Consider the following 10,951-nt stretch of genomic DNA (forward strand, 5'->3'; position numbering starts at 1 on the left):
GGTCGGGCTGCGCCGCATCAGCAGCCGCCACGCCATCGGCGACAGCTCCTGCGCCTCGTCGACGATGATGTGCCCGAACGCCCAGGTGCGGTCGGCCGCGGCGCGTTCGGCGGCGCTGCGGTGGTCGTCCTCCTCGTGCCGCTCGGCGAACCGCTCGGCGTCGATGATGTCGTGCGCGGACAACACCTCGGAGCCCTCGGGGTCGCCCTCCTCCTTGTCCTCGAACTCGTAGGTCCGGGAGGCGTAGGACACCTCCAGCACGCCCTGCGCGTAGGCGATCTGTTCCTGACGCTCGCGTGCGGCCCGCTCCCGGGCCAGCCGGTCGTCGTCGCCGAGGAGTTCGGCGGCCTCGTCGAGCAGCGGCACGTCCGCGACCGTCCAGCGCCGGGTCACCGGGCGGCGTACGGCCGCGGCATCCTCGGCGGACAGGAACTCCTCGGGTGCGGCGAGGAAGTCGGCGACGAGCCGCTGCGGGGTGAGCACCGGCCACAGCTGGTCGATGGCGGACCAGACGTCGGGGTTCTCGGCGAGGTCGTCGCGGATCTGGGTGACGTCGCTGGGGTCGAGCAGGCTGGACCCGTCGAAGGGGTCGGTGCCGATCCGCTCCGCGTACAGGTCGGTGAGGGCGTTGAGGATGTGGCCCTCGAAGTGCTCGCGGGCGGCGTTGTGCGGCAGCTTGGCGCCACGGGTGCGCTCGCGGGCGACGCCCACCAGGCCGTCGTCGAGCATGAGGACCTCGCGGTCGTGCTCGATGGCGATCACCGGGTCGGGCAGCGCCTGCCGGCCGCGGACGACCTCGGCGAGGATGTCGGCCATGTCGGCCCGGCCCTTCACCACGGCGGCCTCGGGTGTGTCGGTCGCGCTCGCTTTCACCCCGGGGAACAGCTCGCCCACGGTCGCGAGGAGCACACCGGTCTCGCCGAGGGAGGGCAGCACCTCGCCGATGTAGCCGAGGAACGCCGGGTTGGGCCCGACGATCAGCACGGCCCGCTTGGCGAGCAGTTCCCGGTGCTCGTAGAGCAGGTAGGCGGCGCGGTGCAGGGCGACGGCCGTCTTGCCCGTGCCCGGGCCGCCCTCGACCACCATGACGCCGCGGTGCGGGGCGCGGATGATGCGGTCCTGGTCGGCCTGGATGGTCTGCACGATGTCGCTCATGCGGCCGGTGCGCGCCGAGTCGAGGGCGGCGAGCAGGACGGCGTCGCCCGTCGGGTCCTCGTGGCCGGTGCGGGTCTGGTCGCCGAGGTCGAGGATCTCGTCGTGCAGATGGGTGACCCGGCGGCCGTCGGTGGCGATGTGCCGCCGGCGCCTGAGGCCCATCGGGGTGTGGCCGGTGGCCAGGTAGAAGGGGCGGGCGACGTCGGCACGCCAGTCGATGAGGACGGGGGTGCGCTCCGCGTCGTCGGTGCGCAGGCCGATCCGGCCGATGCGGTGGGTGACGCCCGAGGTGAGGTCGATCCGGCCGAAGCACAGGGAGCCGTCCACCGCGTTCAGCGCGGCGAGCAGCCCGGAGCGCTCGGCCACGAGGATGTCCCGCTCGAGTCTGGCCTGCATGGGGGTGTTGCCCTGTGCGAGCGCGTCCGTGACTGAGGTCTCGGCGTCGCCGCGCAGCGCGTCCACGCGCGCGTACAACCCGTCGATGAATTCCTGTTCCTGTCGCAATTCATCGTCCGGAAATTCGGTGTTTGACAATTCCGCTCCCGCCCGAATATACTGTGCTCACTGAACTTCACTGTGACTTTCAACGGGCTTCAATCCGTTTGAAGTCACGAACAAACAAATATACGCGGGGAAATCCCCCGAGCGCAATTGCTCGGGGGATTTCCTGTATCCGGGGTCGTGTTTCGGGCGGCCGCTCACAGCACGTCGGCCAGCTCCTCCAGCAGCCGCCGCTTGGCCCGGGCCCCCACCATCGACTTCACGGGCTCGCCGCCGCGGAACACCATGAAGGTCGGCATCGAGAGCACCTTGTAGGCGTTGGTCGTCTGCGGGTTGGAGTCGACGTCCAGCTGCACGACCTTCAGCCGGTCGCCCTCCTCGGAGGCGAGGGCCTTGAGCACCGGGCCCATCTGCCGGCAGGGCGGGCACCAGTCGGCGGTGAACTCCACCAGCACCGGCAGCTCCGCGCCGATCACCTCCGCCTCGAAGTCCGCGTCCGTCACATCGGTCACGCCGGTCACCATGTGTCCCCTCCCAGCTCGCATGCGGGTTCCGGACCGCCCGGAACCTCCGCCTCGGCGGCCAGCCCGTCGCGCGCCAGCTCGGCCTTCTCCAGCTGCCGCGCGACGGTGTCCCGTACCCCGCTCAGCTGGCCGATCAGCGCGTCGAGCTCATCCAGCTTGCGCCGGTAGACCGCGAGCGACGCCGGGCAGGAGTCGCCCTCCGGATGCCCGGCGCGCAGGCACTCCACGAAGGGCCGCGTCTCCTCCAGGTCGAACCCGAAGTCCTGGAGCGTCCTGATCTGCCGCAGCAGCCGCAGGTCGCTCTCGTCGTAGGCCCGGTATCCGTTGCCCGCGCGCCGCGCGGGCAGCAGCCCCCGTGACTCGTAGTACCGCAGCGTCCGCGTCGTGGTCCCGGCCCGTGCGGCCAGCTCGCCGATTCGCATGCACACGAACGTAATCCTTGACCCCGGCGTCAAGGCAACAGTGGTTTGCACTCCACCGGGGAGGTCAGCACGATCGACGTCGTGGTGCGCCCGAGCACGGAGACGTCCTCCAGGACGTCCTCCAGGTGGACGGTGTCGCGGACGGCGACCTTGAGGATCCAGCAGTCCTCCCCGACCACGTGGTGCACCTCGGTGATCTCGGGGCGCTCGATCAGCTCCAGGGTCCTGGGGTGCTTGAGGGTGTAGCCGCCGTGCGGGTTCACGCGGATGAACGCCTGGATGCCGTAGCCGAGGCGGGCCGGCACGACGCGGGCGCCGTAGCCGCTGATCACGCCCGCCGCCTCCAGTCGCCGTACCCGCTCGGTGACGGCCGCGGGGCTGAGCCTGACCCGGCGGCCGAGCTCGCTGAGCTTGATCCGGCCGTCGGTCTGGAGCAGCAGCAGGATCTGCCGGTCCAGCGCATCGAAGGAGGCCGATGTTTCGTCGGCGGCAGTGCGCAACTGCCGTGGTTCTTTCGGTGCGGAGGCCTGAACTCCCATGGTTCCCCCTTCAGAGCGCGGATGTACGCCGGGAGAATTATGGCCATGGAAAAGGCTCTGGACGTCCTGGTCATCGGCGGGAACCCTTACGTCGGAAAGCGTCTGCTCGCACGGCTGCTCGCCGCGGGGCACCGCGTCACCGTACTGAACCGGGGGTCCTCCCCGCCGCCCGCCGGGGTGGCGCACCTGCGCGCCGACCGGGACGACGAAAGGTCGCTGGCCGGTACGCTCGGCTCGCGGGTCTTCGACGTCGTCGTCGACCAGGTCTGCTACACCCCGCGCCAGGCCGCGATCGCCCGCCGCGTCTTCTCCGGGCGCACCCGCCGCTATGTGATGACCTCGACGGTCGAGGTGTACGAGTACGAGGACTCCCCCGTCCTCGTGCGCGAGGAGGCCGTCGACCCGGCCACCGTCACCGTCGACCGCGAACTCCCCTGGGACGACCCCGCGTTCCTGGAGGCCCACTACGGGGAGGGCAAGCGCCAGGCCGAGGCGGTCTTCGCCGCCGGTGGCGCGGCACTGCCGTACACGGCGGTGCGGGTGGCCCATGTGCTGGGCGGGGACGACGACTTCACGGGCAGGCTGGCCCACTACGCCGAGCGGATGCGCACCGGCGAGCCGATCGCCGTGCCCGCGGTGAACCGGCCGGCCACGTATGTGTACGTCGAGGAGATCGCCCGCTTCCTGGCCTGGGCGGCGGGCGAAGACTTCACCGGCGCGGTGAACGCCGCCTCCTCCGGGGCGCTGAGCACCGAGGAGCTGTGCGCGGCGGTCGCCGCTCATGTCCCCGGCGGCCGGGCGGTGTTCCGGACCGTGGAGGTCGGTGAGGTCTCGCCGTTCTCCTTCCGCCGCTCCTACGGCATGGACAACGGCCGGGCCACCCGGCTCGGCTTCACCTTCGGCGAGGCCCGGCAGTGGCTGCCGCGTGCCGTCGCCGAGACGCTCGGGAAGGGCGGCTGACATGCGCTACAGGACACTCGGCGGGCTGCGGGTGAGCGCGGTCGGGCTCGGCGCGATGCCGCTGTCCATCGAGAGCCGGCCGGACGAGGAGCGCGCCCTGGCCACCGTGCACGCCGCACTCGACGCGGGCGTGACGCTGCTGGACACGGCCGACTCGTACCATCTGCCGGGCGCGGAGCCCGGGCACAACGAACGCCTGGTGGCCCGCGCGCTGGCCGCCTACGGCGGTGACACCTCCGACGTCCTGGTGGCGACGAAGGGCGGCCGCGGCCGCCCGGCGGGCGGCGACTGGACGGTGAACGGCTGCCCCCGTCACCTCAAGGCCGCCGCCGAGGCGTCGCGCGAGCGGCTGGGCGTGGAGGCGATCGGCCTCTACCAACTGCACAAGCCCGACCCCTCGGTGCCCTTCGAGGAATCGGTCGGCGCGCTGCACGAGCTGCTCGACGCGGGCACGATCCGGCTGGCCGGTGTGTCCAACGCGGACGCGGACCAGATCCGCCGGGCTCGGGAGATCCTCGGCGACCGGCTGGTGTCGGTGCAGAACCGGTACTCCCCCGCCGTCCGGGACAGTGAGACGGAGCTGCGGCTGTGCGCGGAACTGGGGCTGGCGTTCCTGCCGTGGAGCCCGCTGGGTGGACTGTCCCGCAGCTCCCTGGACGGGCCGTCGCGCACGGAGGGGGCGGAGCGCTTCGCCGCGTTCCACGCGGTGGCGGCGGAGCGCGGTGTCAGTCCCCAACAGGTGGGCCTGGCCTGGCTGCTGGCCCACTCCCCGGCGGTCGTCCCGATCCCGGGGGCGACCCGGCCGCGCACGATCAGGGACTCGGCGGCCGCGGCGGATCTGCTGCTCACCGCGGAGGAGACGGCCCGGCTGAACGCGGCGACCGGGGGCGGGGCGCGCCCGGCGCCGGTCACGCGGGCGTAGCCGTCCCGACTGCGGGGGGCGAGCGGCCGCAGGCGGTCACGGACTCGGCCAACTCGGCGAACGTGTCCGGCTGTCCGAGACGGCCGGGCCGGTGCGCGGCCGGCTCCGGTCACCTGCGTGCCGCGGTACCGGTTCAAGGAGCGAGCGGGTAGCTCCGGTCACCAACGCGCCGCCGTACCGGCCCCGGGAACGAGCGGACCGCAGACCCACGGACCCGGCCAACGCAGCGCACATGTCCGGCCAGACGAGACGACCGGGCCAGTGCCCGTCTGGCCCCGGTCACCTATGCGCCGCCGTACCGGCCCCGCAACGAGCGGACCGCAGACCGTCACGGACCCGGCCACCATGACGGACCGGCCCGGCCGGACCACGCCGGAGCGTGCACGCATGCGGCGCCCGCCGCCCATCGGCGGTGGCGCCGCTCTTGCGACAGGTCATGGGCCGCCGTCTGCGCTAAGTCCCGCCTGCCCGGGGGCGAACGGCGGGACTTAGCGGACACGGCCTAGCGGGCCCCGGCGGACTCCAGTTCCTTGCTCTCGTCCGCGGGCTCGGCCACCGTCTTCTCCTTGCCGGGCAGGAGCAGCGCCGCCACCACCGTGCCGATGCCCAGGATCACGGCCCCGATCAGGCTGGTGTGGGCGACCGCGTCGGAGAACGCGGATCCGACCGCGTCGGTCATCTTCCGGGCGCCGCCGCCGAGTTGCTCGGCCTGGGCCCGGAGTCGCTCCGCCTGCTGGGGGTCACTGGTGTGCGCGGCCTGCTCGGCGAGCTGCCGGGCCTTGGCGCCGATGCCCTGGGCGACGGCGTACCCGGCTCCGACGGAGTCCTGGGCGGTGGACAGGGAGGAGGCGGGGAGCTTGCTGCCGGCCGTGGCGTCCGAGAGGTGGCCGGAGTACGACGTCGCCAGCAGCGAGCCCAGGATGGCGATGCCCAGCGAGCCGCCGAGCTCCAGCGACGTGTCGTTCACCGCGCCGCCGACGCCCAGCTCCGACTCCGGGAAGGCCCCCATGATCGCGTCGGTGCAGGGCGACAGCGCGAGCCCGATGGAGAGGCCGAGAACGACCAGGGGCGCGACGAAATCGACGTACGACGAACCGGCGTCGACCCGGGTGAGGAGCGCCAGGGCCGCCGTGCCGCCGACCATGCCGGCCGTGACGGTCCACTTCATGCCGACCCGGGGCGTGAGGAAGCCGGTGAGGGCCGCCCCCGCGAACACGGCGCCCGCCAGCGGCAGCATCCGCAGGCCCGTGTCCAGGGCGTCGTAGCCGAGGACGAACTGGAGGTGCTGCGTCAGGTAGTAGAAGGCGCCGAAGACCGCCAGGAAGAACAGGGCGACGGCGAGGTTGGAGCCCGCGAAGCCGCGGTGGGTGAAGCGGCGGACGTCGAGCAGGGGGCGCGGGTGGCGCAGCTCCCAGACGACGAAGGCGACGAGCGCGGCTCCGGCGACGACCGCCGCCATGACGGCCTTGACGCCCCAGCCGAAGTGCGGACCCTCGATGATCATGTAGATCAGCGCGGCGATCCACACCACCGACAGCAGTCCGCCGCCGTAGTCGATGCGCCCGCGGTCCGCGGACTTGGACGGCGGTACGAGGACGAAGGCGCCGAGGATGGCCAGGACCGCGATGGGGACGTTGATGAGGAACGTCGACGACCAGCCGTGGTCCGCGAGCAGCGCACCGGCGACCAGTGGTCCGGCCGCGATGGCGAGACCGGCCGTGGCGGTCCACAGGGTGATGGCCTTGGCCCGTTCGGCGCGCGGGAAGGTCGAGGCGAGGAGGGACAGCGTGGCGGGCATGATCATCGCGGCGCCGGCGCCCATCACGGCCCGTGCGGCGATGACCGTCGTGGAACTGTCGGCGAGGTAACCGAAGACGGAGCCGCCCGCGAACACCACCAGCCCGAGGACGAGCGCGCCCCGGCGGCTGTACTTGTCGCCTATCGCGCCGAGCAGCAGCATCAGCGCGGCGTAGGGGACGGTGTAGCCGTCGATCACCCACTGGAGGTCGGCGCTGTTCAGGCCGAGGTCCGCGGTCATGTCGGGCGCGGCGACGGTGAGGGCGGTGTTGGCCATCACGATGATCAGCAGGCTGAGGCAGAGCACGAGGAGCGCCCACCAGCGGCGGGCGTAGGGGCGGTCCGTCCTCTCGGTCGGTTCGTTCATGACGAGTCGCATGGCAGGGGGTGCCTTCCTCGCTGATTTGCACATGGCTGTGCATTTACACAACGATGTGCAATCTACGCCGTTGCACAGCACTGTGCAACTCGCTGCGGGAAGGGGCACAATGACGTCCATGACCACGGGAACCAGCCGCGCCGACACCAACCGCCGCCGCATCCTCGACGTCGCCCTCGCCGAGCTGCTGCGCGACCCCGACGCGTCGATGGACCAGATCGCACGGGCCGCGGGCGTCGTACGGCGGACGGTGTACGGGCACTTCCCGAGCCGCGAGGCGCTGATCAGCACGCTCGTCGACGAGGCCGTGGGGGCGCTGTCGGCGGCGCACGCGGCGGGCCGCGAGGACGTGCGGGACCCGGCGGAGGCCGTGGCGCGCTCGGTGCTGGCGGTGTGGGCGATCGCCGACCGCTACCGGCTGCTGGTCGCGCTCGCCCAGCGCACGGTCACCATGCAGGGCATCCGGGAGCGGCTCGCCCCGGTCCGCCAGGAGAGCATCGGGCTGCTGCAGCGCGGGCTGGACGAGGACGTCTTCCGCTCACCGCTGCCGGCTCCGGCCCTGGCGTACGTGCACGAGCAGATGCTGTTCGCCGTGATGGAGGCCGTGAACGACGGCGTGCTGGCAGCGCGAGAGGCGGGCCGCTGCGCCGCGGTCACCGTACTGACCGCGGCGGGCGTGCCCGCCTCGAAGGCCACCGAGCTGGTGGCGAAGCTGAACGCTTGATCTGTCGTGCTGTGTGGACCGGGCGGCTGAGCGACGGGGGGACACCCAGCCGCCCGGATTCCATAGGGGCGGCGCGGCCGTCAGGCCTTCGCCAGCTCCTTCTCGCCGCCCTGCTCGGGAACCTCGACGTGGTCCCCGGACGGGCCGTCGTGGCCGTCGTCCAGCAGGGTCTTCTCGTCGAAGGGCAGCTGACCGGCGAGGACCTGGTTCACGCGGTCCTTGTCGATCTCCTTGGTCCAGGTGCCGATCAGCACCGTGGCGACGGCGTTGCCCGCGAAGTTGGTCAGGGCGCGGGCCTCGCTCATGAAGCGGTCGATGCCGACGATGAGGCCGATGCCGTCCACCAGGGCCGGCTTGTGCGACTGCAGGCCACCGGCCAGGGTCGCGAGGCCGGCGCCGGTGACACCGGCGGCGCCCTTGGAGGCGACCAGCAGGAAGAGCAGCAGCGGGATCTGCTCACCGATCGACATCGGCGTGCCCATGGCGTCGGCGATGAACAGCGAGGCCATGGTCATGTAGATCATGGTGCCGTCGAGGTTGAAGGAGTAGCCGGTCGGAACCGTGATGCCGACCACCGGCTTGCTGACGCCCAGGTGCTCCATCTTCGCGATGAGCCGCGGCAGCGCGGACTCGGAGGAGGAGGTGGACAGAATCAGCAGGAACTCCCGGCCCAGGTACTTGAACAGCGAGAAGATGTTCAGGCCGGAGATGGCCCGCAGCAGGGCGCCGAGCACGATGAAGACGAACAGGAAACAGGTCGCGTAGAAGCCGAGCATCAGCACGGCGAGGCTCTTGAGCGCTTCCACGCCCGCGGAGCCGGTGACGGCGGCGATGGCGCCGAAGGCACCGATCGGGGCGGCCCACATGATCATCGCGAGGATGCGGAAGACGAGCCGCTGGATGTGCTCGATGCCGCGCAGGATCGGCTGGCCGGCCGAGCCCATGCCTTGCAGGGCGAAACCGGCGAGCAGGGCGATCAGCAGGGTCTGCAGGACCGACTCGTTGGTGAACGCCGACACGATCGTGGTCGGGATGATGCCGAGCAGGAACTCCGTGGTGTCCTTGGCCTCGGCGTCGACCTGAGCGTGGCCGACGTCCTTGACCGCGTCGGTCACCGCCAGCCCCGTGCCCGGCTCCAGAATGTTGCCGACGACCAGGCCGATGCCCAGCGCGACCAGCGACATCACCATGAAGTAGCCCAGGGCGATACCGCCGACGGCACCGACCTTGGCGGCCTTGCGTACCGAGCCGATGCCCAGCACGATCGTGCAGAAGATGATCGGCGAGATCATCATCTTGATCAGGGCCACGAACCCCGTGCCGATCGGCTTCAGCTCTTGCGCGAATTCCGGTGCGGCCAGACCCACCGCGATACCGGCGGCGACCGCGATGATCACCGCGATGTAGAGATAGTGCGTGCGGTCCCGCTTGGGTTTGCGTGCGGCAGGTGCCGTATCGGCTGCGCTGGTCACGGCGGCCCTCCTTGACGACGTCGTCGGCATCACCGGCGTGCGGCTCACGTCCGGGGAGACTCCGGGAATCTCGGAGCGGGACTCCCGGAGATGCGTTATGGGGAATGCCGTGACTATGTCCTGCTCTGTGAGCGCGGTCACCCTTCCGTTCATTTAGTTCACAATCAGCCACGGTGCAGACTGACGGCATGCGCCTCACCGTCCCCGGTCCCCGCAGTCTGGCGGGCCAGCTCTTCGCCATGCAGGCCGTCCTGATAGCGGTCGTCGTGGCCGGATACGCGCTGTTCACCTACGTCAGCGACCGCAGTCAGGCCGAGGAGGCCGCGACGCGCCAGGCCAGGGCGGTGGCACGCTCGGTGGCCGATTCCCCGTCCGTGCTGGCCGCGACCCGCACCGACGACCCGACCGCCGAGCTCCAGCCGTACGCGCTGAAGGTGATGCGGGACACCGAGGTCGACTTCATCACGATCATGGACCCCCGGGCCATCCGCTGGACGCACCCCGACCCCCGGCAGATCGGCCAGACCTTCCAGGGGCACACCGAGCGGGCCCTGAAGGGCCAGACCTTCACCGAGACCTACACCGGCACGCTCGGCCCGTCGGTACGCGCCGTCACCCCGATCCAGGACGGCAACAGGGTGGTCGGCCTGGTCAGCGCGGGGATCCGGGTCGAGCAGATCACCCAGCGGGTCCAGGACCAGCTGACGGCCCTGCTCGGCGTCGCGGCCGGCGCGCTGGTGCTGGGCGCGGTCGGCACCTACGTCGTCAACGCCCGGCTGCGCCGCCACACCCATGGCATGAACGCGACCGAGCTCAGCCGGATGCACGACTACCATCAGGCCGCCCTGCACGCCGTACGCGAGGGGCTGCTGATGCTGGACGGGCAGTACCGTGTGGCGCTGATCAACGACGGAGGTCGGGAGTTGCTCGGCGTGCCCGGGGACGTGGTGGGCAGGTCGGTGGCGGAGCTGGGGCTGCCGGCCCCGCTGACGGGTGCCCTGCTCGCCTCGGAGCCCCGGGTCGACGAGGTGCATCTGACGGCGTCCCGCGTCTTGGTCATCAACACCTCGCCGGTGTCGGGCGGTGAGCGGCGCGGCACGGTCGTCACCCTGCGCGATGTCACCGAACTCCAGTCCTTGATGGGCGAGTTGGACTCCGAACGGGGTTTCACACAGGCGCTGCGCTCACAGGCGCACGAGGCGGCGAACCGGCTGCACACGGTCGTCTCGCTGATCGAGCTGGGCCGGGCGGAGGAAGCGGTGGAGTTCGCGACGGCCGAGCTGGAGCTGGCGCAGGCACTGACCGACCAGGTCGTCGCGGCGGTGAGCGAGCCGGTACTGGCGGCACTGCTGCTGGGCAAGACCGCCCAGGCGAACGAGCGGGGCGTGGAGCTGATGGTGTCGGAGGACAGCAGCCTGGACGACGGCCTGCTGCCCGAGACCCTGCCGGCGCGGGACCTGGTGACCATCCTCGGCAACCTGATCGACAACGCCGTCGACGCGGCACTGGACGGTGCTCATGCCGGTCGAGTTCATGGCCAACGCCCTGGAGTGGGC

General features: G+C 71.3%; 10 protein-coding genes. 4 read left to right on the top strand and 6 right to left on the bottom strand.

Annotated features, from left to right (window positions below; genetic code table 11):
- The 4 genes from ABZ281_RS19595 to ABZ281_RS19610 form a co-directional block, all read right to left on the bottom strand.
- Positions 1 to 1,659, bottom strand: a 1,659-nt coding sequence (locus tag ABZ281_RS19595) for a UvrD-helicase domain-containing protein (RefSeq protein WP_356657095.1), incomplete at its 3' end; no start/stop codon positions are given.
- 194 nt (positions 1,660 to 1,853) lie between these two features.
- Positions 1,854 to 2,168 (bottom strand): thioredoxin family protein, encoded by a 315-nt coding sequence (locus ABZ281_RS19600; RefSeq protein WP_356657097.1) that lies wholly within the window; start codon positions 2,166 to 2,168, stop codon positions 1,854 to 1,856.
- 5 nt (positions 2,169 to 2,173) lie between these two features.
- Positions 2,174 to 2,602, bottom strand: coding sequence for a MerR family transcriptional regulator (locus tag ABZ281_RS19605; RefSeq protein ID WP_356657099.1), 429 nt, complete (start codon positions 2,600 to 2,602; stop codon positions 2,174 to 2,176).
- Between the two features lie 29 nt (positions 2,603 to 2,631).
- A complete protein-coding gene (locus tag ABZ281_RS19610; RefSeq protein ID WP_356657101.1) occupies positions 2,632 to 3,141 on the bottom strand; it encodes an Lrp/AsnC family transcriptional regulator in 510 nt (169 codons plus the stop codon).
- Between the two features lie 45 nt (positions 3,142 to 3,186).
- Between ABZ281_RS19610 and ABZ281_RS19615 the strand changes: the two genes are divergently transcribed.
- Entirely contained in the window at positions 3,187 to 4,101 is a 915-nt protein-coding gene (locus tag ABZ281_RS19615; protein WP_356657103.1) for an NAD-dependent epimerase/dehydratase family protein, read from the top strand.
- Position 4,102: 1 nt separating this feature from the next.
- On the top strand, positions 4,103 to 5,023 hold the full coding sequence (locus ABZ281_RS19620) for an aldo/keto reductase (RefSeq protein ID WP_356657105.1): 921 nt from the start codon (positions 4,103 to 4,105) through the stop codon (positions 5,021 to 5,023).
- A 502-nt stretch (positions 5,024 to 5,525) separates the two neighbouring features.
- On the opposite strand, the gene ABZ281_RS19625 is transcribed toward ABZ281_RS19620, so the two are convergent.
- Positions 5,526 to 7,199: a DHA2 family efflux MFS transporter permease subunit gene (locus ABZ281_RS19625; RefSeq protein WP_356657107.1), complete on the bottom strand. Its 1,674-nt coding sequence runs from the start codon at positions 7,197 to 7,199 to the stop codon at positions 5,526 to 5,528.
- A gap of 109 nt (positions 7,200 to 7,308) precedes the next feature.
- Here ABZ281_RS19625 and ABZ281_RS19630 point away from each other — a divergent pair, with 109 nt between their 5' ends.
- Positions 7,309 to 7,923, top strand: a complete 615-nt coding sequence (locus ABZ281_RS19630) for a TetR/AcrR family transcriptional regulator (RefSeq protein ID WP_356657109.1) — start codon at positions 7,309 to 7,311, stop codon at positions 7,921 to 7,923.
- 80 nt (positions 7,924 to 8,003) lie between these two features.
- Here the strand turns inward: ABZ281_RS19630 and ABZ281_RS19635 are convergent, their stop codons facing one another.
- Positions 8,004 to 9,395: a cation:dicarboxylase symporter family transporter gene (locus tag ABZ281_RS19635; RefSeq protein ID WP_356657111.1), complete on the bottom strand. Its 1,392-nt coding sequence runs from the start codon at positions 9,393 to 9,395 to the stop codon at positions 8,004 to 8,006.
- Between the two features lie 188 nt (positions 9,396 to 9,583).
- Between ABZ281_RS19635 and ABZ281_RS19640 the strand changes: the two genes are divergently transcribed.
- Positions 9,584 to 10,951 (top strand): sensor histidine kinase (locus ABZ281_RS19640; protein WP_356657113.1); only part of this gene is annotated, 1,368 nt, incomplete at its 3' end.

It is taken from the genome of Streptomyces sp. NPDC006265 (assembly GCF_040613555.1).
Classification (GTDB): Bacteria; Actinomycetota; Actinomycetes; order Streptomycetales; family Streptomycetaceae; genus Streptomyces.